The organism is Enterobacter sp. 61D5 (genome assembly GCF_034107965.1).
Lineage (GTDB): Bacteria > Pseudomonadota > Gammaproteobacteria > Enterobacterales > Enterobacteriaceae > Enterobacter > Enterobacter cloacae_M.
The window spans coordinates 34444-57502 of sequence record NZ_JAWNFK010000014.1; the positions used below are offsets into that span (position 1 = coordinate 34444).

25 protein-coding genes are annotated in these 23059 nt (G+C 55.7%); 9 read left to right on the top strand and 16 right to left on the bottom strand.

Features of this window, described 5'->3' with window-relative positions:
* Positions 1–12: 12 nt before the first annotated feature.
* On the bottom strand, positions 13–1938 hold the full coding sequence (gene gspD / locus UTM25_RS15240; RefSeq protein ID WP_320715002.1) for a type II secretion system secretin GspD: 1926 nt from the start codon (positions 1936–1938) through the stop codon (positions 13–15).
* 14 nt (positions 1939–1952) lie between these two features.
* Entirely contained in the window at positions 1953–2684 is a 732-nt protein-coding gene (locus UTM25_RS15245) for a type II secretion system protein N (RefSeq protein WP_320715084.1), read from the bottom strand.
* A gap of 300 nt (positions 2685–2984) precedes the next feature.
* Here UTM25_RS15245 and UTM25_RS15250 point away from each other — a divergent pair, with 300 nt between their 5' ends.
* Together UTM25_RS15250 and UTM25_RS15255 are read left to right on the top strand one after the other, a co-directional pair.
* Complete coding sequence (locus tag UTM25_RS15250) at positions 2985–4559, top strand: ExeA family protein (protein WP_194399942.1); 1575 nt, start codon at positions 2985–2987, stop codon at positions 4557–4559.
* Positions 4559–5173, top strand: coding sequence for a hypothetical protein (locus UTM25_RS15255; RefSeq protein WP_194399941.1), 615 nt, complete (start codon positions 4559–4561; stop codon positions 5171–5173). Before UTM25_RS15250 ends, UTM25_RS15255 begins: the two co-directional genes overlap by 1 nt.
* A 17-nt stretch (positions 5174–5190) precedes the next feature.
* Here the strand turns inward: UTM25_RS15255 and UTM25_RS15260 are convergent, their stop codons facing one another.
* The 3 genes from UTM25_RS15260 to UTM25_RS15270 all read right to left on the bottom strand — a co-directional run bounded on the left by UTM25_RS15260 (position 5191) and on the right by UTM25_RS15270 (position 7224).
* Entirely contained in the window at positions 5191–5814 is a 624-nt protein-coding gene (locus UTM25_RS15260; protein ID WP_194399940.1) for a helix-turn-helix domain-containing protein, read from the bottom strand.
* Positions 5815–6073: 259 nt separating this feature from the next.
* The gene (locus tag UTM25_RS15265; protein WP_194399939.1) at positions 6074–6904 is read right to left on the bottom strand and encodes an N-acetylmuramoyl-L-alanine amidase; all 831 of its coding nucleotides are present in this window, start codon (positions 6902–6904) and stop codon (positions 6074–6076) included.
* Entirely contained in the window at positions 6901–7224 is a 324-nt protein-coding gene (locus UTM25_RS15270) for a heavy metal-binding domain-containing protein (RefSeq protein WP_023310944.1), read from the bottom strand. The genes UTM25_RS15265 and UTM25_RS15270 overlap by 4 nt, the downstream gene beginning before the upstream one ends.
* A gap of 97 nt (positions 7225–7321) precedes the next feature.
* Here UTM25_RS15270 and UTM25_RS15275 point away from each other — a divergent pair, with 97 nt between their 5' ends.
* The 6 genes from UTM25_RS15275 to artJ all read left to right on the top strand — a co-directional run bounded on the left by UTM25_RS15275 (position 7322) and on the right by artJ (position 11842).
* Positions 7322–7840, top strand: coding sequence for a lipoprotein (locus UTM25_RS15275; protein WP_045403666.1), 519 nt, complete (start codon positions 7322–7324; stop codon positions 7838–7840).
* A gap of 226 nt (positions 7841–8066) precedes the next feature.
* On the top strand, positions 8067–8795 hold the full coding sequence (gene artP / locus UTM25_RS15280) for an arginine ABC transporter ATP-binding protein ArtP (protein ID WP_023310942.1): 729 nt from the start codon (positions 8067–8069) through the stop codon (positions 8793–8795).
* A gap of 19 nt (positions 8796–8814) precedes the next feature.
* The gene (gene artI / locus UTM25_RS15285) at positions 8815–9546 is read left to right on the top strand and encodes an arginine ABC transporter substrate-binding protein ArtI (RefSeq protein WP_194399937.1); all 732 of its coding nucleotides are present in this window, start codon (positions 8815–8817) and stop codon (positions 9544–9546) included.
* Between the two features lie 6 nt (positions 9547–9552).
* Entirely contained in the window at positions 9553–10269 is a 717-nt protein-coding gene (gene artQ, locus UTM25_RS15290; protein ID WP_023310941.1) for an arginine ABC transporter permease ArtQ, read from the top strand.
* Positions 10269–10937, top strand: coding sequence for an arginine ABC transporter permease ArtM (gene artM / locus UTM25_RS15295; RefSeq protein ID WP_194399936.1), 669 nt, complete (start codon positions 10269–10271; stop codon positions 10935–10937). Before artQ ends, artM begins: the two co-directional genes overlap by 1 nt.
* A gap of 173 nt (positions 10938–11110) precedes the next feature.
* The gene (gene artJ / locus UTM25_RS15300; protein WP_194399935.1) at positions 11111–11842 is read left to right on the top strand and encodes an arginine ABC transporter substrate-binding protein ArtJ; all 732 of its coding nucleotides are present in this window, start codon (positions 11111–11113) and stop codon (positions 11840–11842) included.
* An 80-nt stretch (positions 11843–11922) separates the two neighbouring features.
* On the opposite strand, the gene UTM25_RS15305 is transcribed toward artJ, so the two are convergent.
* The 11 genes from UTM25_RS15305 to nfsA all read right to left on the bottom strand — a co-directional run bounded on the left by UTM25_RS15305 (position 11923) and on the right by nfsA (position 22598).
* Positions 11923–13392 carry an ATP-binding protein gene (locus UTM25_RS15305; RefSeq protein WP_194400103.1) on the bottom strand — a complete coding sequence of 490 codons (1470 nt, stop codon included), beginning with the start codon at positions 13390–13392 and terminating at the stop codon, positions 11923–11925.
* Complete coding sequence (locus tag UTM25_RS15310; RefSeq protein WP_194399934.1) at positions 13376–14083, bottom strand: response regulator transcription factor; 708 nt, start codon at positions 14081–14083, stop codon at positions 13376–13378. The genes UTM25_RS15305 and UTM25_RS15310 overlap by 17 nt, the downstream gene beginning before the upstream one ends.
* 72 nt (positions 14084–14155) lie before the next feature.
* On the bottom strand, positions 14156–15283 hold the full coding sequence (rlmC, locus tag UTM25_RS15315) for a 23S rRNA (uracil(747)-C(5))-methyltransferase RlmC (RefSeq protein WP_194399933.1): 1128 nt from the start codon (positions 15281–15283) through the stop codon (positions 14156–14158).
* Positions 15284–15323: 40 nt separating this feature from the next.
* Positions 15324–15797, bottom strand: coding sequence for a YbjO family protein (locus UTM25_RS15320; protein ID WP_194399932.1), 474 nt, complete (start codon positions 15795–15797; stop codon positions 15324–15326).
* A gap of 65 nt (positions 15798–15862) precedes the next feature.
* Positions 15863–16708: a putrescine ABC transporter permease PotI gene (gene potI / locus UTM25_RS15325; protein WP_023310934.1), complete on the bottom strand. Its 846-nt coding sequence runs from the start codon at positions 16706–16708 to the stop codon at positions 15863–15865.
* Complete coding sequence (gene potH / locus UTM25_RS15330) at positions 16705–17658, bottom strand: putrescine ABC transporter permease PotH (protein ID WP_103142217.1); 954 nt, start codon at positions 17656–17658, stop codon at positions 16705–16707. Before potH ends, potI begins: the two co-directional genes overlap by 4 nt.
* 10 nt (positions 17659–17668) lie before the next feature.
* Positions 17669–18802 (bottom strand): putrescine ABC transporter ATP-binding subunit PotG, encoded by a 1134-nt coding sequence (gene potG / locus UTM25_RS15335; RefSeq protein WP_023310932.1) that lies wholly within the window; start codon positions 18800–18802, stop codon positions 17669–17671.
* Positions 18803–18899: 97 nt separating this feature from the next.
* The gene (gene potF, locus UTM25_RS15340) at positions 18900–20012 is read right to left on the bottom strand and encodes a spermidine/putrescine ABC transporter substrate-binding protein PotF (protein ID WP_194399931.1); all 1113 of its coding nucleotides are present in this window, start codon (positions 20010–20012) and stop codon (positions 18900–18902) included.
* A gap of 351 nt (positions 20013–20363) precedes the next feature.
* Positions 20364–20840 (bottom strand): YbjN domain-containing protein, encoded by a 477-nt coding sequence (locus tag UTM25_RS15345; protein WP_014169308.1) that lies wholly within the window; start codon positions 20838–20840, stop codon positions 20364–20366.
* A 63-nt stretch (positions 20841–20903) separates the two neighbouring features.
* Complete coding sequence (rimK, locus tag UTM25_RS15350) at positions 20904–21806, bottom strand: 30S ribosomal protein S6--L-glutamate ligase (RefSeq protein WP_048990925.1); 903 nt, start codon at positions 21804–21806, stop codon at positions 20904–20906.
* Positions 21807–21875: 69 nt separating this feature from the next.
* The gene (nfsA, locus tag UTM25_RS15355; RefSeq protein ID WP_194399930.1) at positions 21876–22598 is read right to left on the bottom strand and encodes a nitroreductase NfsA; all 723 of its coding nucleotides are present in this window, start codon (positions 22596–22598) and stop codon (positions 21876–21878) included.
* 184 nt (positions 22599–22782) lie between these two features.
* Here nfsA and UTM25_RS15360 point away from each other — a divergent pair, with 184 nt between their 5' ends.
* Positions 22783–23052, top strand: coding sequence for a GrxA family glutaredoxin (locus tag UTM25_RS15360; protein ID WP_006809455.1), 270 nt, complete (start codon positions 22783–22785; stop codon positions 23050–23052).
* Positions 23053–23059 lie beyond the last annotated feature (7 nt).

Genomic DNA, 23059 nt, shown 5'->3' on the forward strand with positions numbered 1-23059 from the left:
GTCGCTTGCGCCTTATTCTTTAAACGGGTTGCGGGACGACACCGGCGCACTGGCGCTCACCGGCGCGGCGCGGCTCTGGGACGGATAGGCTGGCAGCATCGGTGAATCAGCATTCTCTACGATGCCCAGCTTGTGCTCTTCCATACGCTGCTGCTGACGAGCCTGGATTTGCTCATATTTTTCTTTCGACGCCGCGCCGTAGTTGTCGTCGTCGCGCAGTACGGTGGTGTGGATAAACACCATCAGGTTACGCTTGGCGCTGTCCTGGGAGGTATAGCGGAACAGCTGACCCACCACCGGAATATCACCCAGCAGCGGTACTTTAGAGACCGACTGTTTGGTGACGTTTTCCATCAGGCCGCCCAGTACCACCGTCTGCCCGCTGTGGACCATCACTTCGTTGTTGATGGTGCGGGTATTGAACGTTGGGCCCAGGCTGGCATCGGCCGTCGAGGTGTTATCCACGCTGGAAACTTCCTGCTCGATCTTCAGATGGATCATGTCGCCATCGTTGATCTGCGGTACGATTTTCAGCTTCGTACCGACGGTTTTACGTTCCACCGAGTTAAACACGTTATCGCCGCTGGTGGTCTGCGAACCGGAGAGTACCGGCACGTCCTGACCGACGTTGAACGACGCCTCTTTGTTATCCAGCGTCACCACGCTCGGTGTCGACAGAATGTCGTTTTTGCCGTTAGTGGACAGCGCCGTCATCAGCGCGCCAAAGTCGCCGTTAAAGAAACCGGTCGCCAGGCCCGTATAGCTGCCAATGACTTTTGACTTCTTGATCTGGCTGATCGGCAGACCGGTGGAACCAAACTGAACCCCACCGTGTTTACCGGTCCACTGCACGCCCAGATCCAGACCGTTACCGTCCTGAACTTCGGCAATGATCGCCTCCACCAGCACCTGCGGACGGCGGATATCCAGCTTGTCGATTACTTTTTCCAGTGAATTCATGACGTTTGGCTGGGCGGTGATCACGAGCGAATTGGTAGACTCGTCGGCGGTAATATTCAGGTCACCTGCCATCGGCGCGGCTTTGCTCTTGCCGCCGCCCGCTTTATCTTTCAGTTGCTCGCCGATCCCCGTCAGCACCGGCACTACTTTGCTGGCGTTGGCGTATTTCAGGTAGAAGACGCGGGTGTTGCCCTCGTTGTTCTGCTCGCGATCGAGCTGGGAGATCAGCATCCGGGTGCGCTGACGCGCGTCCGGGCTGCCGCTGATCACCAGGCTGTTGGTTTCGTCGTCGGCGACCACTTTGGTCGCCAGCTGCGGGGCGTTTTGCCCTTTCTGCTCTTCGTTGTTGAGGTTGTTCAACATGTCAGAAAGATCTTTGGCCGAGGCAAAACGCAGCGGCACGATTTCACGGCGCTGGACGCCGCTTTGATCCACACGCTGCACCAGATCCACCAGGCGGTTAACCACCGAGGCTTTGCCGGTTAACAGCAGCACGTTTGACGGTTCAAAATGGACCACGTTGCCGATGCCGGAGGCGTCGTTCAGCTGACGCAGCAGGGGAGCCAGCTCACGTACCGGGACGTTCTCCATCCGCACCACGCGGGTGATGACTTCGTCACCTTTGCCGGGGTTTTTGCTGTCGGCAATCGGTGCGCCCGACATGCGGGCCACCGAAGAGCGCACGACTTTCACCATCCCGTTATCCATCGGAATCACCGACAGACCATAGAGATCCAGCACGCTCAGGAAGAACTGGTAATATTCATCTTCCGTCAGTACGTTGTAGGTGCGAACCGACACCGTTCCCTGAACGGAAGGATCGACCAGAATGGTTTTATTAAGGTTACGCCCGACGGTATCGATAAATTCGCGGACATCGGTATTTTTAAAACTGGCGCTAAAGTTCGCCGCGAACAGCGAACCTGAATATAACGACAATGCGGTCAGCGCTACGCACGCCCATGGAAATTTCTTCATGTCTGTTACACTTATTAATTGTTTAGAACATTGACCCGAATATTTTCAAGGTGAGCGTGACGCCGAATAACGACATCCGCCTCTTTCATTTTTGACCAGCGGGCAACGAGCTCTTTTGCCTGCGCCTCTTTAGTCATATCCACATCGTCAACTTTTACCACCACATCACCTTTTTCCAGGCCAGCATGGCTGTAGAAAGGGGACGCATTGCGTGGATTAATGTTGTAGCCTTCCAGCTGGCCTTTTTCGATTATTGGTTTTAACACCAGATAATCATCCAGATGCAGATTATCTAACCCTGCATCTTTCTTCGATTTGGTTACCGGGGCGCTGTCAACGCCGCCTTTGAAATAGTCTGGTTTTTTAAGTAAAATAACCTGCGGCGCGCCTTCATAATTCACCACCACATTATCAGGATGAATTTCGGCAATATAGGCATTGTCAAAACCGACGAGCATTTCGCCCTCGCGATAGCTCTTTTGTCCGGCGGGGGTTTTTATCACCGCAAAGGACAGCCAGGCTTCATCGCTGCTAAGAATACCTTCTATTTCCGCACTGAGCGGGTTTGTCACCGCCGCTGGCTGTTTCGCTGGCATCACCGCCGGCGAAAAAAGTACAAACGGGCTTTCATCATGACTTTTTTTTTGTATAGTCTTTTTTGAATCAGATAACCTGTTCGTCACTTTTTTATAATCTTTATAAACCATATACCCTTGCTGGCCGCAGAATATAAGCAGCACAAACATGACGCAGGGCATAATCAATTGAGTAACAAATGACATCCGCATTTTTTAACGAGCCTTTCTGCCAGTCAGTAATTCACAGCACAGGGCTGTATGAGTGAGTGGCGTAAATACTAATGTGTGTCCTCGCCCCCGCCCATTCACACTTCCGCTAACAATAATTTAGAAAAAGGTTGAACGTTAAATAAACTCATGATAGAGGCGCAGAGAGAATATTTTTATCCTGCATTCAAATTGCCCCTGCCGCCTATATCCTTTACTTTTCCGGCTCCTTGCTATGAATCAAAGAGACGGTAATACGCTATGTATATGCGCCATTTTAATTTCACTACCCAGCCTTTCCGGACTATCACCCGGATGCCAGGTGATTTTTTTGTTCCGTATCATCAGGATGTGTTCGGTTTGCTGAAAGAGAAGTGCCAGACAACAGGCGTCACTGCGCTCTTGAGCGACGACAACTTTCTCGTCTCGCAGTTTTGCGATGCGCTGAAAAAGCATGACGGCACGCTGCTTGCCATTAACGCCTTCCCGAAACTCAGCGCCAGCGGCCTGCTCTATAAACTCAACACCACCACTAAAGAGAGCAAAACCCGGATCCAGGCTATTGATGCTGTACTGCGTCAGTGGAAGGACGAGATGTTGTCCCGCAAAACCACACGTAAAGTGCTGGTCATTTCGCATATTCAGTCAATGAAAGCGAATTGCCACGACGCTCTGTCCATGTTGTTAACCCGCGCGCAGGAGCTTGATGTGCCTCTGTCGGTTGTGCTGATGGGATCGGCCGACCAGGAAGCTGCCCTCCAGCAGTCCGGGTTGCGTGAATCTCTTCATACGTATCACACACTCCGGCCCCTCACCTGCCGCGAGTCCCTGAGCTATGTTCAGGCCCAGTGTGAAGCGCATGGCAGCGACGCGACGCCGTTCACCCGGGCCCGCATGCGCAAGATGCATGTTCTGACCAAAGGACAGACAGGCAAACTCAACGAGCTGGCGCACCTTGCAATGCTAGCCGCCTGGACCGAACGTTCAGCGCAGGTATCGCCGCGCCATCTGCGCCTCGCCGCAGGAGAAGTTCTGCCGGCGAAACCGAAGGGCAAACGCCTTGCCGTTATGGGCCTTTTTGCCTCCGTACTGTTTGCCGCCTGTGGCTGGACATTGATGCCCACCATTACCGCCAGACTGCCGGTACAGCTGCCCGTGATGGCCAGCTGGAAACCGCAGGCACCAAAAACCGACGCCCCAGCGGTGCCGATTATTGATAATGAAGTGGTGAATAAGCCCGATGCGATGCATCAGCTCTATACCATGTGGGGTTATGACACCACGATGGAAGAGGCGCTCTGCCAGAACGCCGGGCAGGTCAACCTGATGTGTAAGGAGGGCAGCGCTCCGGTCGAAGAGCTGGCAAAAGAGGGTTACCCGTGGATCGGCGAGATCAAAACAGGCGATCATCTGAACTATGCCGTGGTGGCCAGAGTAGATGATAAATCGCTGGATCTGCTGATGAATAATCGCACCTGGCAGGTAAGCCGCAGCTGGTTTAACCAGCATGCTACGGGCAATTACACTCAATTGCACCGCCTTACACCGCAGGGGAAAGATGCCGTGAGCGCCGAAAGCAGCGCCAAAGATCTGGGCTGGATAGATCAGCAGCTTAGCCTGGCGCTGAATCTACCCGAAACCCACACAAAGGTGTGGACGGCCGAACTGATGCAACGTACCCGCGAGTTTCAGCAGAAAATGCATCTGCATGTGGACGGGATTGCGGGTGAAGATACATTGATGCAGTTAATGCGTGAAACCCGGACTACGCCAAGCGTACTTATTCAGTCCGCAAATATATCTGCGACCCCCAACGCGCAGGAGAAGCATTCATAATGTCGACAATTACTCTGGCTGCCCAGCGCAGCGCTACCCTGAACGCACCGGTATGGTTTTCTTACCGGCGCCCCTCGCTGAAAAAAGTGGTCTGTGCCACCCTGATCTGGGTGGTGGGAATAGTGATGACGATCGCTGCGGGACTCTATGCTCATCTCTACTGGGATCTGCGGCATCCCGTACCTGAGCCAGTAAAAGCAAGCGCCGTTAAGCCAGAAACGATGCTATCGGATATGCATTATGTCTATGTCAGTAAACCGTTCCCGCAGCCTGAACCAAAGCAAGAACCGGTGACCAAAGAGATGCCGCCGCTGCACGAGATGCCCATTGATAGCGGCGATGCCGACTGGCAGCAGGCGCCCGACGGTGAAATGCCGCATGATATTTCCCGGGATATATTGCCAGGAACAGAAGTGAAGAATTCTGCTATCCCCGAACAGGATAATACCGGTCAGACTGTTGATGACGGAGCGATCAAGGCATTATTGTTGAAGGCGTTAAAAGAACAGGAAAAAGATTATTCGCAGGGGAAAATGCCCACGCCTCCCGTGGATGAAACCACGTCAGGAACGCAGGCAAATAATTTACTGAAACATAGCCCCCCTTTCAGTTAAAAAGGAGATAAAAGCGATTAATATTTCTCTGGCAATGCTGATAAATACATAAGACGACCTTTCTCAACCTGAATATAATTACCTTTCTTCAGGTCAGCGAGGATTTTAATAATGGTACTGCGGGCCAGGCTGGTATATTCCTGAATATAGTCATAAATATTAATATCGCGCTGATGGTGCACCATCATTTCGTTAATTTCCAGCAAGAATTCGCGAACAATCGAGTAGGCGCTGCGGGCCACCAGCACTTCGTCACGCTTGCTGAGCAGGCAAACGTACCAGGAGAGAACTTTACTCAAGGCTTCCCAAAGATTTTTTTCGCTTATCAGACGGACAAAATCATCTTTTTTAATGGTGCGCACCACGGTATTGGCACGAACCAGGCCGTACATATGCGTTGAGTTGTAATAAATAGAGGAGAGACCAAAAATACATTTATTCTGTAAGGTGAACATACACAGTTCATCCGACTCGCGGCGGAATTCAACTTCACCGCTAACGATAAAATGAATATCTTCGTTGCTCTCGGTACTGATACGCTGCCATTTGCGTAAGGTTCTTTCTTCAAAACCTTCAGTTGCCGCGATAAGGGCGTCAAGTTCTGCTTGTGGACGGCTATTTTTACTGTAGATAGTTAACATTGTTATACCTATTAATATTGAATTGAAAAAGGTGAACGTGTGCAATCACAGCGCATAAATGCGTAGTCCATTTAACAAATGTAAGGTAAAGCTAAGACGTTAGAACATCCGTATTTCTTATTTGTCGTACTGATATATTGTCAACCACGTTTGCGAGTAATTTCGACTGAGGAAACTATAAAACATTTACACCGTGAATGTGATTAACAAATCAGTCCAAAAGAAGATCGTGTAAAGTGGCGTCGGGTAACCCGAAGGATTACCCCTGCCCGTAGCGCTCTAACAGCGCCTCCGCGATAGCCAGCGTTTCGCGATCGGCCACGCCGTCCCAGCGCGCCGGGCGAAAATGCATCTGAAACGCGACGATAACGCGCTTCTGCTGTGCGTTCGTCATGTTATCGGTCACCTCATAGCCGTAGCGCGCCAGCAGATCGAGCAGCACCTTCGGCTCCACGAGCTCATCGCGCGGCTTGCCGTTCAGGTAAAACACCACCCGCGCCGGGTCGGGCCACGCGCCGATGCCCCGCATGGCGAGCGCCTGCCACGGGAACAGCGGGCCGGGATCGTCTTTGCGCTGCGGGGCGATGTCCGAATGGGCTACCACATTTTCAGGCCTGATGTTGTAGCGGGTAATAATGTCTTTGGCGAGCGGAACCAGCGCCGCAATTTGCTCAGGCTCAAACGGCGTAAAATGCTTAACGCCCGACGTTTTTTGCCAGCCGCGGTTCTCAAGCTCAATGCCGACCGACGTATCGTTAATCCGGTTGGTGCCGCGCCAGAAGCTGATGCCCGCATGCCAGGCCAGTTCGCTTTCGGGTACCAACTGCCAGATACGCGGCTTACCGTCTGGTGCCGGGGGTTTAGCCGGGATCAAATAGTGAGAGCTGACGTTCTTATCAGTCAGCGTGGCCAGCGAGCTGTCAAAGTCATCCGCGGTGTAGTGGATTACCAGCACCTTGATGCGCGGGTAAGCCGCCTGCGCCTGATGGCGCGTGTCCAGCTCGTAGGCGCCTTTGTCGATAATCCCTTTTTCCGTGACGCATCCTGCCAGCAGCAGCGCCAGCAGGAGCGTGGCAAGCGAACGCCTCATCGGAGGGTTTTCACCGCCGTACCGCTTACGCTCACCATCAGCATGCTGGCATCTTTTCCGACCGTTTCGTAGTCGATATCAATCCCCACGACCGCATCAGCGCCGAGGGCTTCCGCCTGCTCGCCAAGCTCTTTAAAGGCGATTTCACGCGCTTTGCGCAGCTCTTTTTCGTATGCGCCCGAGCGGCCGCCAACGATATCGCGGATACCGGCAAAAAAGTCGCGGAAGATATTGGCACCGAGAATCGCTTCGCCGGTAACCACACCGCAATACTCGGTTATTGTCTGCCCTTCCAGGGTTGGCGTTGTTGAAAACTGCATGGTTTCTCTCCTTCTTTAGCGTTCAATGCCTTAGGCACAGCATTATCGGTTCGTTACGCTATGATTGAAAGGATAGTTAATAAATAAGGAAATCAACATGCGCTATTCTGCTTTAACACTTTTGGTGCCCTGCGCGCTGGTGCTCAGCGCCTGTACCACCACGGTCACGCCAGCCTTTAAGGATATCGGTACCCGCAGCGGCCCCTGCATTGAGGGCGGCCCGGACGCCGTGGCGCAGCAGTTCTATGATTATCGCATTCAGCACCGCAGCAACGATCTCACCGGCCTGCGCCCGTATCTGAGCGACGGTCTGGCAAAACTGCTTAACGACGCCACCCGCGATCCTCAGCACAACACATTGCTGAAATCCGATCCGTTCTCCAGCCGTACCACGCTGCCGGACAGCGCCGAGGTGGCCAGCGCGTCAACCATCCCGAATACCGATGCCCGCAATATTCCGCTGCGCGTGAAGCTGACGCAGGGAACCCAAACCTGGCAGGATGAAGTACTGATGATCCGTGAAGGACAGTGCTGGGCGGTTGATGACGTGCGCTACGTTGGCGGCAGCGTTCATGCCCCGGCAGGCACGCTTCGCCAGTCGATTGAGAATCGCTAAACCCGCCGATATAACCTGGTAACCCCCGTAAAATGTGCGGCATTTCATGCGGAATGCCGACATTTATACTCACCGACCTTACCGTTCGCTATTTTGTGCTATGTTTAAGAGGAAACACGGGTTATATTTAACTTTTAACGCATAAATATTGCATAACTATTCTGTCAACGGTACTATCTGCGGCCTCAATTGCTATAGATTGCCTGGATGAGTAAAGACTGCCCCGATGAGTATTAAACTAAACGGCATTAACTGCTTCTACGGCGCACACCAGGCGCTGTTTGACATCACGCTGAACTGCCCGGAAGGCGAAACGCTGGTTTTGCTTGGCCCAAGCGGTGCAGGCAAAAGCTCCCTTCTGCGCGTCCTTAATCTGCTTGAAATGCCCCGTTCAGGTACGCTGGCAATTGCCGGTAACCATTTTGATTTCGCGAAAACGCCGTCTGATAAAGCGATTCGCGAACTGCGTCAAAACGTCGGCATGGTCTTCCAGCAATACAATCTCTGGCCGCATCTGACCGTCCTGCAAAACCTGATTGAAGCGCCGTGCCGAGTGCTTGGGTTAAGCAAGGATCAGGCGATCGCGCGCGCCGAAAAGCTGCTGGATCGTCTGCGCCTTAAGCCCTACAGCGACCGCTATCCGCTGCACCTTTCCGGTGGTCAGCAGCAGCGCGTAGCCATTGCCCGCGCGCTGATGATGGAGCCTGCGGTACTGCTGTTTGATGAGCCAACCGCGGCGCTGGACCCGGAAATTACCGCTCAGATCGTCAGCATCATTCGCGAGCTGGCGGAAACCAATATTACGCAGGTTATCGTCACCCACGAAGTGGAAGTGGCGCGTAAAACCGCCAGCCGTGTGGTCTACATGGAAAACGGGTATATCGTTGAGCAAGGTGATGCGAGCTGCTTCGCGAACCCGCAAACCGATGCCTTCAAAAACTATTTATCTCATTGATTGTGTCAGGGGAAATATAATGAAAAAAGTATTACTTGCCGTGCTGCTTGCTGGCGTTACCCTTTCTGCTACCGCAGCCCAGACCATTCGTTTCGCCACGGAAGCCTCTTACCCTCCGTTTGAGTCGATTGATGCGAACAACAAAATTGTTGGCTTCGATGTGGACCTGGCTAACGCCCTGTGTAAAGAGATCGACGCGACCTGTACCTTCAGCAACCAGGCGTTCGACAGCCTGATCCCAAGCCTGAAGTTCCGCCGTATCGACGCCGTGATGGCCGGTATGGACATCACCCCGGAGCGTGAAAAGCAGGTGCTGTTCACCATCCCTTACTACGACAACTCAGCCCTGTTCATTGGTCAGAAAGGTAAATTCACCTCTGTCGATCAGCTGAAAGGCAAAAAAGTTGGCGTGCAGAACGGCACCACGCACCAGAAATTCATCATGGATAAACACCCGGAAATCACCACCGTTCCGTATGACAGCTACCAGAACGCGAAGCTGGATCTGCAAAATGGCCGTATCGACGGCGTATTTGGTGATACCGCGGTCGTGACCGAGTGGCTAAAAGCCAACGATAAACTGGCGCCAGTGGGCGACAAAGTGACCGATAAGGATTACTTCGGTACCGGTCTGGGGATTGCCGTTCGTCAGGGCAACACTGAGCTGCAGCAGAAATTCAACGCTGCGCTGGAAAAAGTGAAGAAAGACGGCACCTACGAAACCATCTACAAAAAATGGTTCCAGAAGTAATTCCTGATGAATGAAATTTTTCCTTTAGCAAGCGCCGCCGGGATGACCGTCGGCCTTGCCGTTTGCGCACTGATTATCGGCCTCGTGCTGGCGATGTTCTTTGCGGTGTGGGAATCCGCGAAATGGTTCCCCGTCGCCTGGACAGGCTCCGCGCTGGTCACCGTGCTGCGTGGGCTTCCGGAAATTCTGGTGGTCCTGTTTATCTATTTCGGCTCCTCACAGCTGCTGTTGACGCTGTCAGACGGTTTCACAATCAATCTTGGCTTTGCGCAGATCCCGGTGCAGATGCAGATTGAAAACTTCGACGTCAGCCCGTTCCTGTGCGGCGTGATTGCCCTCTCCCTGCTCTACTCCGCGTACGCGTCGCAAACCCTGCGCGGTGCGCTGAAAGCCGTGCCGCAGGGTCAGTGGGAGTCGGGTCAGGCGTTAGGCCTGTCGAAATCAGCGATCTTCTTCCGTCTGGTTATGCCGCAGATGTGGCGCCATGCCCTGCCGGGCCTCGGCAACCAGTGGCTGGTGCTGCTGAAAGATACCGCGCTGGTGAGCCTGATAAGCGTTAACGATTTGATGCTGCAAACCAAAAGCATCGCCACCCGCACCCAGGAGCCTTTTACCTGGTACATTGTGGCGGCGGCTATCTACCTGGTGATCACGTTGCTCAGTCAGTACATCCTCAAGCGTATTGACCTGCGAGCGACGCGCTTTGAACGGAGACCAGGCTGATGCTTGAATATTTCCCCGAGCTGATGAAAGGGCTGCACACCAGCCTGACGCTGACCGTGGCGTCCATTATCGTGGCGCTGATCCTGGCCCTTGTCTTCACCATCATTCTGACGCTGAAAACGCCGGTGCTGGTGTGGATTGTGCGCGGCTACATCACCCTGTTTACCGGTACGCCGCTGCTGGTGCAGATCTTCCTGATTTACTACGGCCCGGGCCAGTTCCCGTCGCTGCAGGAGTATCCGGTTATCTGGCATCTGCTCTCTGAACCGTGGCTGTGTGCCCTGATTGCCCTTTCGCTCAACAGTGCGGCCTATACCACCCAGCTGTTCTACGGGGCGATCCGCGCCATTCCTGAAGGACAGTGGCAGTCCTGCGGGGCGCTGGGCATGAGCAAGAAAGACACGCTGGCGATCCTGCTGCCGTACGCCTTTAAGCGCGCGCTCTCCTCTTACTCCAACGAAGTGGTGCTGGTGTTCAAGAGTACCTCTCTGGCCTACACCATCACCCTGATGGAGGTGATGGGTCACGGACAGCTGCTGTACGGGCGCACCTATGACGTGATGGTGTTCGGTGCGGCAGGCGTGGTCTATCTGGTGGTTAACGGCCTGTTGACGCTGATGATGCGCCTGATCGAGCGTAAAGCGTTGGCATTTGAGCGCAGAAATTAACCACGCGAATGCATAAAACGGTATTCATGGAGCGGATAACCTGATGGGTTATCCGCTTTTTTTTACAACAGACATAATATTTAATCATTTTTATTGCATATAAATTCATTAACTGGCATTGTACATCCAGGCCGCAGACACGGCACATAAATAAGACAGACGGGAGCATTACAATGAAAAAGTTAGTTCTGGCCGCATTACTCGCAACCTTCGCAGCTGGCGCATCCGCTGCGGATAAAATCAATTTCGGCGTGTCCGCCACCTATCCGCCGTTTGAATCGCTGGATGCCAGCAACCAGATCGTCGGTTTCGATATCGATCTGGCAAAAGCGCTGTGCAAACAAATGCAGGCCGACTGCACCTTTACTAACCATGCTTTTGACAGCCTGATCCCGTCGCTGAAGTTCAAAAAATACGACGCGGTGATCTCCGGGATGGACATCACGCCTGAACGCAGCAAGCAGGTCGCGTTCACCGACCCGTACTACGCCAACTCGGCGGTGGTGATTGCGAAGAAAGGTGCTTATAAATCCTTTGACGAGCTGAAAGGCAAACGCATTGGGATGGAAAACGGCACCACGCACCAGAAGTACCTCCAGGACAAGCATCCTGAAGTGAAAACCGTGGCCTATGACAGCTACCAGAACGCGATTATCGACCTGAAAAATGGCCGCATCGACGGCGTGTTCGGCGATACCGCCGTGGTGAACGAATGGCTGAAAACCAATCCGCAGCTGGGCACCGCAACCGAGAAAGTGACCGATCCGCAGTACTTCGGCACGGGTCTGGGCATCGCGGTACGTCCGGATAACAAGGCCCTTCTGGAAAAACTGAACGGCGCGCTGAAAGCGATTAAAGCTGAAGGTACGTATCAGAAAATCAGCGAGCAGTGGTTCCCGCAGTAAGATTTTTTTGCCGGGTGGCCCGGCCTACGGGGGTGGTAGTCTGTAGGCCGGGTAAGGCGAAGCCGCCACCCGGCACTCTCTCACAGCGGCACAAAGAACCTGAACCGCGCCCCGCTCACCGACTCCATCAGCCTGATCCCGCCGCCGTGCAGCTCCAGCATACGTTTCACGATTAACAGCCCCAGCCCGCCGCGATTCTCCCGCGATGCCTGGGTATTCAACGCCGACGGCCGCTGGAACAGATCGTCGCGCAGCGAGGCATCCACGCCCGTTCCGCTGTCAGCCACTTCGACCTGAAGCCGTTCATTCTCCTGCCAGACCGCCAGACGAATTTCCCCGCCAGATGGCGTATGGCGCATCGCGTTATCGAGCAGGTTGGTCACCACGCGTTCGATCATCGACACGTCGGCGTTAATCAGCGGCAGCGGTCCCGGCAAGTCAATATGCAGATTCACTTCTCGCGTGCGGGCGGTGAGCTCAAACTTCTGCGCCACGTCGGAAATTAACTCCCCCATCGCGAAACGCTCGCGCTGCGGCTTAATGCCGCCGTGCTCAAGGCGCGCCAGCTCGAACAGCTGCTGCGAAAGATGACGGACTTTTTGTCCCTGACGCAGCGCGGTGGCAAGATACTGCTGGTGCTCCTGCGGCGTCAGCGTGGCGGATTTTAGCGACAGGGTTTCCAGATAGCCCAGCAGCGAGGTCAGCGGCGTACGGAGATCGTGCGAAATGTTGGCGATAAACTCCCGGCGCTGGCGGTCGCTGTCGGCCAGCTGGTCCCACTGGCGGGTGATTTTGCGTGCCAGCTCGATAAAGCTGTTGCGCAGGATCGCCACTTCATCCTTGGCCGCCGCGTCCGATGGCTGCGCCGCCAGCTGTCTGATAGCGCCGATGCTGTCCTGCTCCAGCCCGGCGACCTCCACCGTCAGCTGTTTTACCGGGCGCGTGACCCAGTACCAGACCAGTAAACCTGCCAGCAGGCCAAACAGCGCGACCCACAGCATTGACCACAGCACCGTGCTCCAAAGCGCCTTATGCCAGGCCATTTCCGCCAGGGCGTTTGACTCCTCGCCCTGCAAAATAATGTACAGGTAGCCCTTAAGCTCGCCGTCCTGCCGCAGCGGCGTGGCGCTAAAGACCTTTTTATTTTGACTGCGAGGATCGTCGCCCAGGACCGGTATGGCGGTACCGCTCAGGAAGGTCTGAACCGGGGCCAGATCGATTTTTTGTCGCTGAATGTGGCCCGGCGGTGCGGCATCGGCCAGGATATCGCCGTCCGGGGAGACAACGTACAGCTCAACGCTCGGATTAAAGGTCATGAGCCGATCGAACAGCGGCTTGAGAGCCCTTCGGTCGACCCTGCCCTGCGCGTCCAGAATCGGTTCACGCTGGACTATCTGCTGCGCCAGCCCGCCCGACAGCCGCTGCACCATCGCGTTACCGTACTGCGTACTGGTGTAGAGCTGTACCGCGCAGGCGACGGTGGCGCAGAGCATCATCAGCAGGATGAACAGCAGCGTCAGGCGCTGACTCAGGCTAAAGCGGCGCATTATGATTTGGCTCCGCAAATTTATAGCCCTTGCCCCAGACGGTGCGAATAATCTCCGGCTCGGCTGCGTCCTTCTCAATCTTGATGCGCAGGCGGTTGATATGGGTGTTAACGGTGTGCTCATAGCCATCGTGCTGATAGCCCCAGACCTGCTCCAGCAGCGCCAGACGCGAAAAGACCTCGCCGGGATGACGGGCAAAGAAGTACAGCAGCTCGAACTCGCGCGGGGTGAGATCCACCACCTGACCGTGCAGCAGCACGCTGCGCGCCAGCGGATCGATGGTCAGACCGTGGGCCTGAATTTGACCGTCGGTTTGCGCCTGCCCCATCGCCTGCTGGCGGCGGAACAGCGCTTTGATGCGCGCAATGAGTTCCTGCACCGAGAACGGCTTAGCCAGATAATCATCGGCGCCGGTTTCCAGCCCGGTAATGCGGTCGGTCTCGCTGCTGCGGGCGCTGATGATGATCACCGGCAGGTAGCGCGTCATCTGACGGATTCGGCGGCAAATCTCCAGACCGTCAACGCTGGGCAGCATCAGGTCGAGGATCACCGCATCCCACGGCTGTTTTTCAAGGCGCAGTAAGGCCTTGCCCCCGTCGGGCTCGTGGGTGATGACATAGCCTTCGTCTTCTAAATTGAGTCGCAGAAGCGCCGCGATATCGTGGTCGTCTTCCACCAGCAGGATCTGCTTCATGGGTAAGCCTTTATTCATCTCTTATGACGTAAGCTTACCTGATTTCGAGCGGGGGAAGAGTTCACATTTTGTTTAAGATTTCACGAGCAACGTCAACACTTCATAGTGCGCAGTGTGCGGGAACATATCGAAAAGCTGAACGCGTTCAATGCGGTAGCCCGGCAGGCTGGCAATGTCTTTCGCCATGGTCTGGGCATTACAGCTGGAATAGACGATGTACTCGGGCGCCATCTGGCTCAGGTAGTCGCACAGCGCCTTGCCGATGCCGCGGCGCGGCGGGTTGACCAGCACCAGCTCCGGCACGTTGCCCTGGCCGGTCGCAAACTGAGTGGAGTCCAGCGCCTGGAAGTGCAGATTCGTTAACCCCAGCCCGGCGGCGGACTGTTTCGCGCAGGCTATCGCTTCGGCAGAAATCTCTATTCCGGTGAGCTGCATCTCTGGCGTGGCGCAGTGCAGACCAAAGCCGCCCACGCCGCAGAAGAGATCCCACATATGATGGATGTTTAACGCACGAACCCAATCGCGGGCGGTGGCGTACAGGCTGCTAGCCACGGTTGGGTTAGTCTGGAAGAAGCTTTTCGGGCGGATCCACAGCGGCACGCCGTTGAAGTTTTCGGCCAGCGCGTGCTGGTCGTTGAAGAAAATCTCTTTTTCCCCTTCCATGATCGCCATATGCACCGGCTGAATATTCGCCGTAATGACCTTCAGCTGCGGCAGCTGTTCCTGCAGCCACGGCAGCGCCGCGCGCAGCTGCTCGAGCTTGGCTTCCGAACGCAGCACGAAGCGCAGCATCATGCCGCCGTCGAGTTGGCTTTCCGTCAGCAGAAGGTATTTCAGCTCGCCGCGCCTGCGGGCGACGCTGTAAGGCGTTAACCCTGCACGCGCGATAAACGGTTTCAGCGCGGCAAAGACGGGCTCAAAGGAGGCGGGATACAGCGGGCAGTCGGTTAAGTCTTCCGGCGTGCCGTCGCGGTGCAGCATTCCCAGCAGCGGTTTTTCAACGCTGCCGCTGACCACCATTTTGGCTTTATTACGAAAGCCCTGCTCCGGGCCGCTGACGGGTGCGCACCACTCGCCCACCGCGTGCGCTGCCAGCAGCTGTTGCAGGTCGGCCATTTTGGCGGTGAGTTGTTGAGAGACCGGCTGTTCTATCCACTGACAGGAGCGGCAGCGTCCGGCGTCATAGAGTGCACACTGCATATGAAAACCTTAAGAATCACGAGGGCTGCGATTATACACATTATTGCAGGCGGAAGAACCGCCGGCTTGAGGCCGGAACGAAGAGTAGACAGAGCACCAGCATATCCGGCAGTTTTTGCATAAACAGCGCGCGCAGGATCTCGCGCCTGGATTCACCGGCAATGCTGAACAGCTCCGGGTAGCCGTATCCCAGCGAGGCGGCCCACAGATAGCTTGCGGCGGTAATTTGCGTTAGCAGATAGACCCAGCGCGCCCAGTTGCGCCCTTTGACCAGCGAAAACGCGCAGTAGATCTCGATAAACACCAGCACCAGGCTGCTCAAAAAGACCAGCGTCAGATTCCACGTCTGCACGCTGCGGTGAATGAATTCACCGATGCCGCGCACGCCCAGGGTGTTCAGAATCATCAGCACGTCCAGGCAGCGGATCATAATAATGGCGAGCGCCGCCACCTGAACCAGAGCAGGTACGTTAGGTCGCGCGTGCGTAGTACGTGATTTCTTTAATAATCCCAATGTTTTACTTCCCTGAAAAACAGTGCCGCGTCATGCGCGGCACATCACTGGAAATTTTAAATCCTTCAGCCGCGTCTTGCACGCTGGATATCGCGCACGCGCTGTTTTTCCGCGCGCGCCATCAAATACCAGGCGATAAATCCGACAATTCCGACCACGCCGAGGATGATGGAAGCCAGGGCGTTGATCTCCGGGTTGACCCCCATGCGCACGCTGGAGAAGACCAGCATCGGTAGCGTCGTCGCGCCCGGTCCGGAGACAAAGCTGGCGATAACCAGATCGTCCAGCGACAGCGTAAACGCCAGCAGCCAGCCGGAGATCACCGCCGGCATAATCATCGGCAGGGTAATGATGAAAAAGACCTTCAGCGGCGTCGCGCCAAGATCCATCGCCGCCTCTTCAATGGAGCGATCCAGCTCGCGCAGGCGCGAGGAGATCACTACCGCCACGTAGGCCGTACAGAAGGTGACGTGCGCCAGCCAGATGGTAAGCATGCCGCGATCCGCCGGCCAGCCGATGGCGTGCGCCAGGGCCACGAACAGCAGCAGCAGCGCGAGACCGGTGATCACGTCCGGCATAACCAGCGGCGCGGTAATCATAAACGCGAACCCGTTCGAGCCGCGAAAACGCCCGAAGCGCACCATCACCAGCGCGGCGATCGTGCCCAGCACCGACGCCATTGTCGCCGCCAGGGCGGCAATCGTCAGGCTCAGCCCCACCGCGCTCATCATCGCATCGTCGTGGAACAGCTCGCTGTACCAGCGCGTCGACCAGCCTGCCCAGACCGTCACCAGCTTGGAGCTGTTGAAGGAGTAGATCACCAGCATCAGCATCGGCGCATACAGGAAGGTAAAGCCGATAACCAGGATCGCTATCCGCCACGGGGAGCGCACTACCGGTAAGTTGTTCATCCGTGGTCTCCCATCTGTTTCTGCTGATGCTTGTGGAACCACATGATCGGCACGATCAGCAGCAGGAGCATAACAATCGCTACCGCCGAGGCCACCGGCCAGTCGCGGTTATTGAAGAACTCCTGCCACAGCACGCGGCCAATCATGATGCTGTCCGGGCCGCCGAGCAGTTCCGGGATCACAAACTCCCCTACCGCCGGGATAAAGACCAGCATTGACCCGGCGATAATGCCGCCTTTGGTCAGCGGGACAATGACGCTGAAGAAGGTTTTTAACGGGCGGGCGCCGAGATCGAGCGACGCTTCCACCAGCGAGTAATCAATGCGCGTCAGGGCCGTGTAGATCGGCAGCACCATAAACGGCAGATAGGCGTACACAATGCCGATATAGACCGCGAGGTTGGTGTGCAGGATCGTCAGCGGCTGATCGATAACCCCAAGCCACATGAGAAAGTTATTCAGCACGCCGTTGTTTTTCAGGATCCCCATCCAGGCATAAACGCGGATCAGGAACGAGGTCCACGACGGCAGGATCACCAGCAGCAGCAGGATGTTACGCGTCGACGGTTTGCTGTGCGCCACCGCCCACGCCAGCGGGTAGCCCATCACCAGACAGCAGAGCGTCGAAATCGCCGCCACCTGCAGCGACTGCAGATAGGCTTCGAAATAGAGCGGGTCGTCGGTGAGCTGCAGGAAGTTGCCGAGGTTAAGCGTCAGCGTCAGCTGCCCGTCGGCCCAGTCCAGCAGGTTAGTATAGGGCGGGATCGCCCGCGCCATTTCCGCCAGGCTTATCTTGAAAACAATCAGAAACGGCAGCAGGAACAGCAGGATCAGCCACACGTACGGCATGGCAATCACCAGCTTGCGGCCGTGGTTCATCTGCATGCGCGTCAGCCACTGGGCAAGGCCGCCCGGCTTTTCTGCGCGGGCTGGAGGTTCAAGTGCACTCATTTGCCGCTCCTTATACCGTCAGCACGACGCAACTGTCAGCATCCCAGCACAGGCGCACTTCGTCACCCCATGTTGGCTGCCCCTTGCGGTAGCGATGTTCATTCTGTAGCTGCGCGCTGAGCATCTGCCCGCTTTTCAGCCGCACGTGGTAGATAGACAGGTCGCCCAGATAGGCAATGTGCACCACTTCGCCCACGGCAAAGTTATAGCCATCGGCAGGCGGATCCTCACAGAGCATGATTTTCTCCGGACGCAGCGCGACGTAGACCGGCACGTTATCCACCACCGAGTTGTCAGGATCGACCTTAAGCGGATGCTGCAGCCCCGGCGATTCGATGACCAGGCCATCCTCCTGACGATCTTTCAGCAGCCCTTCGAAAACGTTGACCGAGCCGATAAACTCCGCGCTGTAGCGGGTGGTCGGATGCTCATAAATCTCTTCCGGCTCGCCGATCTGCACGAACTTCCCGCGGTTCATGATCGCGATACGCCCGGCCATGGTCATCGCCTCTTCCTGGTCGTGGGTCACCATCACGCAGGTCACCCCCACGCGCTCGAGGATATCCACCACTTCGAGCTGCATACGGTCGCGCAGTTTTTTATCCAGCGCGCCCATCGGTTCGTCGAGCAGCAGCAGTTTCGGGCGTTTTGCCAGACTGCGGGCCAGGGCCACGCGCTGGCGCTGGCCGCCGGAGAGCTGGTGCGGTTTGCGCTTCGCGAACTCCTGCATGTGCACCAGGCTCAGCATTTCGGCCACGCGCGCGTTAATTTCGGCCTTCGGCAGCTTGTCCTGCTTCAGGCCAAAGGCGATGTTCTGCTCCACCGTCATGTGCGGGAACAGCGCGTAGGACTGGAACATCATGTTAATCGGGCGCTGATACGGCGGCACGCTGGAGAGATCCACACCATCGAGCATGATTTGCCCGGCGGTGGGCTGTTCAAAACCGGCCAGCATACGCAGCAGGGTCGATTTACCGCAGCCAGAAGCCCCCAGAAGGGCAAAAATTTCGCCTTTATAGATAGTCAGGCTGACGTCGTCCACGGCATGCTGGCCATCAAAAGATTTGGTGAGGTTACGAATTTCAAGAAGCGGGGTCAGCGCTTTACGGACTTTCGCCTGCGGGCGGGGGATCGCGTCATTCACGGGGTGTTCTCCGGCAGAAATCAAAACATGGTGCAGGCGCACCAGAACGGTGCGCCTGTTGCCGGGGCGTTTCGCTTCCCCGGCCTGTGACAAAGGGTTATTTACCGCTTTTCACCTTGGTCCACGCGCGGGTACGCACGCGGTCAATTTTTGGATCCTGAACTTTCAGGGTGAAGAGCTTGGCGAACACATCCGCCGGCGGATAGATAGCCGGGTTGTTACGGATGTCTTCGCTTACCAGCGGCACGGAGGCCTTGTTACCATTCGCGTAGTAAACGTGGTCGCTGATGTGGGCGATCACCTCAGGACGCATGAGGTAGTTGAGGAACTGATAGGCTTCGTCTTTGTTCTTCGCATCAGCCGGCATCGCGAAGACGTCGAAGAAGGCCAGCGCCCCCTCTTTCGGAATGAAGTAAGAGACGTTCACGCCGTTTTTCGCCTCTTTTGCGCGGTTAGCCGCCTGCCACACGTCCCCTGCCCAGCCGATCGCGACGCAGATGTCGCCGTTCGCCAGGTCGTTGATGTACTGAGACGAGTGGAAGTAACGAATGTTTGGACGCAGCTTCAGCAGCAGATCGGTCGCCGGACCGGTGTAATCATCGGCTTTACTGCTGTTCGGGTCTTTGCCCAGGTAGTTCAGCACGGTCGCGAAAATCTCTTCCGGCGCATCGAGGAAGGAGACGCCGCAGCTTTTCAGCTTCTCAAGGTTTTCAGGCTTCAGCACCACGTCCCAGCTGTCCAGCTTGACGTCCGGGCCGAGCACCGCTTTGACTTTATCCACGTTGTAGCCGATACCGGTGGTCGCCCACAGGTAAGGCATGGCGTATTTGTTGTCCGGGTCATGCTTCGCCACCAGCTTCAGCACTTCCGGATCGAGGTTTTTCCAGTTCGGTAACTTGCTCTTGTCCAGAGGCTGGAAGACGCCTGCCGTCAGCTGGCGCTCGAGGAAGCTTGCGGAAGGCACCACGAGATCAAACCCGGTGCTGCCCGCCATCAGTTTTCCTTCCAGCACTTCGTTGGAATCGAAAACGTCGTAGACCACTTTAATGCCGGTCTCTTTTTCAAAATTCGCCACCGTGTCCGGCGCAATATAGTCAGACCAGTTGTAAACGTGCAGCGTTTTTTGTTCCGCAGCGAGCGTGCCGGCAGAGACGGCCATCAGAGCACCCGCAACCAGACCCGATAACCATTTTTTATTCAAGGCGATCATATCTTTATTCCTTCTGAAAGCTCGTTAACAAACGAACTAAAACTGTGCAATCTGAAGATATGCAATAATCATGCATAGTTTGTCGCTCTGCCCAAAATAAAAAGAAACCTCTTTACCCGGCAGCTTCCGCTCGCTTTTTTAAGCATCGCAAGAATAACTGTAGCCCGTGTCTCCGGCTATAGCCCAGACGAAAAAACGCCTTTTATCAATTTTTTATGCAGGTTATGTTTACGTGATAAGCCAAAACGGCCTTCAGGGAGGTGAAAAATTCTTTAAAGAAAGGTTAAAAGCAGCTGAAAAAATGGCCTTCTGCAGCCGCTATGGCAGCGACTGCGCAAAAGTCAGACAGGCTTAGTGAAGAAAATTGGGAGATGCATCATTATTCTCTGCATCATCTTCCGCGCTATACAGCAGATGGTGTGCATTGGCTTCCATCATGACCATGGAAATTTGCTCTTCGCTCAAGCGCATAAACCAGGAGAACTGCTTGAACGACAGCCCGGCACCGGAGAATAAAGACTGGCAAACGACCAGTTTTGGCAGATTATCATCCTGTATGTCGAGAAATGCTTTCACCGTCAAAGAACTGGCGTTGATCGCTGACAGGTCGGAGGCCAGCGCCAGAAGCGCGGACGGCTTCACTTCGGCCAGCGCGGAGAAAAGGATCACGTCGTTAATGAGATCGATTTTGGCATCGAAAATGCCGTCGAAATTCTGCATATGAGGCAGATGCAGCGCCTGGCAGGAATCGCATTCGAAGAATGTAATTCCGGCATCATCAAGCCATTGACGTAACGTATCCAGTGTAGGTACGACCTGTAAATCCATCGCTGTGCAGCCTCTTCAATATAATCTGTGCATAGGGTACGCAAAAAGTGCGTTCAATACCATTTAACCGCCCGTTTTCAGACAGTAGCCCGGCGTGGCATGACGCTCGATCCATGAGATCATTTTACCCGCAATATCGACACCTGTGGTTTTTTCCACGCCTTCCAGCCCCGGCGAGGCGTTCACCTCCATCACCAGCGGCCCGCGCGTCGCCCGCAGAAGGTCTACGCCCGCCACGTCCAGCCCCAGGGTTTGCGCCGCTTTGACGGCAATTTCCCGTTCGCGATCGCTAATATCGGCTACCCGCGCCACGCCGCCGCGGTGAAGGTTAGAGCGGAAATCGCCCTCTTTCGCCTGGCGCTCAATGGCCGCCACCACCTCATTGCCGACCACGAAGCAGCGGATGTCGCGCCCTTTCGCCTCTTCAATGTATTCCTGCACCAGAATGTGGGCATTGAGGCCCCGAAAGGCGTCAATGACGCTTTCCGCCGCCTGACGCGTTTCCGCCAGCACCACGCCAATGCCCTGCGTGCCTTCCACCAGCTTAATCACCAAAGGCGCGCCGCCCACCATATCGATAAGATCGCTGGTGTCGTCCGGTGAATGGGCAATCCCCGTGACGGGGAGATCGATCCCCTGACGGGCGAGCAGCTGCAGCGAGCGCAGCTTGTCGCGGGCGCGCGAAATGGCGACGGATTCGTTGAGCGGATAGCTGCCCAGCATCTCGAACTGGCGCAGCGCGGCGGTGCCGTAATAGGTGATCTGAGAGCCGATGCGCGGGATCACGGCATCAAAGTGCGGCAGCTTGCGGCCTTTGTAGTGAATCGACGAGGCGGCCGGGTCAATGTTCATATAGCAGGACATCGGGTCGAGGATCTCAACCTGATGCCCGCGTTTCGCCGCCGCCTCACGCAGGCGTTTACATGAATAGAGCGTTCCATCCCGGGACAATATGGCAATTTTCACCCTGCACCTCTCTGAAGACATGGAAAAAGCCTGCGTATCATATACGCAGGCAGGCGCAGGAGGAATGGACTATCGCGTCGCCCATCCCTGTTTGTGGAGGTAATCAAGAATAAACGGGCGATTTTCTTTAATGATGGTGCGACGAATATGGTCAGTCCAGGTATCGCGGCGGTTATTACTGCCGCGCGTCAGGTAGTAGTTCGCCAGCTCTTCGTCATATTGATTCAGGACGTCCTGATCGACCGGCTGGTAGTGGTTTTCGTGCACCAGCATCGCGGCAGGAATGCGCGGCTTCAGATCCGGGTTATCCGCAGGCCAGCCGAGGCACAGGCCGAACAGCGGCAGGACGTGTTTTGGCAACTTCAGCAGCTCGGTCACGCTTTCAATGTTGTTACGCAGGCCACCGATGTACACGCCGCCTAATCCCAGCGACTCCGCCGCCGTGAAGGCGTTTTGCGCCATCAGCGCGGTATCCACCACGCCCAGCAGCAGCTGTTCGGCCAGCCCCAGCTCGGCCTCAGGGCAGATCTGCAGGTGACGGTTAAAGTCGGCGCAGAACACCCAGAACTCTGCCGCCTGGGCCACATGCTTCTGCCCGCCGGTCAGCGTGACCAGCTGTTCACGCATGGCCTTGTCGGTAATGCGGATAATGGAACTGCACTGCAGAAAGCTGGAGCTGGAGGTCGCCCTGGCGCTGTCAATAATCGCGGTACGCTGCGCCTCGGTTATCGGCTCATCGGTGAAGTGGCGAATGGAGCGGTGGGACTGGAGCAGGTCAATCGTTGGTGTCATCTTGTCTCTCTTTGTCTTGCTAAATACGTATGGCAGCCAGTATAGGCAATGATTTGCGCGGTGTAATTGGCGAAACATAGCCTGACTGTATCAAAGCGACAGGCGAAACCTTCTTTAATGGCGGCTGGTTATCGGGCACTATATGTCCTATTCGCCGTCAGGCTTGTTTTTTGAGGAGAGAGAAATGTTTGCAGTAATTTTTGGTCGTCCAGGGTGCCCTTACTGTGTGCGCGCGAAAGAGCTGGCTGAGAAACTGACCGAAGAGCGCGATGACTTCAACTTCCGCTACGTGGATATCCACGCGGAAGGCATAACCAAAGCGGATCTCGAAAAAACCGTCGGCAAGCCGGTTGAAACCGTACCGCAGATCTTCCTCGATCAGAAACACATCGGCGGCTGCACTGACTTTGAAGCTTACGCCAAAGAGCATCTGGGCCTGTTTGCCGCCCAGTAATGCGAAG

Coding starts and splice junctions, on each gene's coding strand:
- gspD (WP_320715002.1), bottom strand. CDS start 1,938: ATGAAGAAATTTCCATGGGCGTGCGTAGCGCTGACCGCATTGTCGTTA.
- UTM25_RS15245 (WP_320715084.1), bottom strand. CDS start 2,684: ATGTTTGTGCTGCTTATATTCTGCGGCCAGCAAGGGTATATGGTTTAT.
- UTM25_RS15250 (WP_194399942.1), top strand. CDS start 2,985: ATGTATATGCGCCATTTTAATTTCACTACCCAGCCTTTCCGGACTATC.
- UTM25_RS15255 (WP_194399941.1), top strand. CDS start 4,559: ATGTCGACAATTACTCTGGCTGCCCAGCGCAGCGCTACCCTGAACGCA.
- UTM25_RS15260 (WP_194399940.1), bottom strand. CDS start 5,814: ATGTTAACTATCTACAGTAAAAATAGCCGTCCACAAGCAGAACTTGAC.
- UTM25_RS15265 (WP_194399939.1), bottom strand. CDS start 6,904: ATGAGGCGTTCGCTTGCCACGCTCCTGCTGGCGCTGCTGCTGGCAGGA.
- UTM25_RS15270 (WP_023310944.1), bottom strand. CDS start 7,224: ATGCAGTTTTCAACAACGCCAACCCTGGAAGGGCAGACAATAACCGAG.
- UTM25_RS15275 (WP_045403666.1), top strand. CDS start 7,322: ATGCGCTATTCTGCTTTAACACTTTTGGTGCCCTGCGCGCTGGTGCTC.
- artP (WP_023310942.1), top strand. CDS start 8,067: ATGAGTATTAAACTAAACGGCATTAACTGCTTCTACGGCGCACACCAG.
- artI (WP_194399937.1), top strand. CDS start 8,815: ATGAAAAAAGTATTACTTGCCGTGCTGCTTGCTGGCGTTACCCTTTCT.
- artQ (WP_023310941.1), top strand. CDS start 9,553: ATGAATGAAATTTTTCCTTTAGCAAGCGCCGCCGGGATGACCGTCGGC.
- artM (WP_194399936.1), top strand. CDS start 10,269: ATGCTTGAATATTTCCCCGAGCTGATGAAAGGGCTGCACACCAGCCTG.
- artJ (WP_194399935.1), top strand. CDS start 11,111: ATGAAAAAGTTAGTTCTGGCCGCATTACTCGCAACCTTCGCAGCTGGC.
- UTM25_RS15310 (WP_194399934.1), bottom strand. CDS start 14,083: ATGAAGCAGATCCTGCTGGTGGAAGACGACCACGATATCGCGGCGCTT.
- rlmC (WP_194399933.1), bottom strand. CDS start 15,283: ATGCAGTGTGCACTCTATGACGCCGGACGCTGCCGCTCCTGTCAGTGG.
- potI (WP_023310934.1), bottom strand. CDS start 16,708: ATGAACAACTTACCGGTAGTGCGCTCCCCGTGGCGGATAGCGATCCTG.
- potH (WP_103142217.1), bottom strand. CDS start 17,658: ATGAGTGCACTTGAACCTCCAGCCCGCGCAGAAAAGCCGGGCGGCCTT.
- potF (WP_194399931.1), bottom strand. CDS start 20,012: ATGATCGCCTTGAATAAAAAATGGTTATCGGGTCTGGTTGCGGGTGCT.
- UTM25_RS15345 (WP_014169308.1), bottom strand. CDS start 20,840: ATGGATTTACAGGTCGTACCTACACTGGATACGTTACGTCAATGGCTT.
- nfsA (WP_194399930.1), bottom strand. CDS start 22,598: ATGACACCAACGATTGACCTGCTCCAGTCCCACCGCTCCATTCGCCAC.
- UTM25_RS15360 (WP_006809455.1), top strand. CDS start 22,783: ATGTTTGCAGTAATTTTTGGTCGTCCAGGGTGCCCTTACTGTGTGCGC.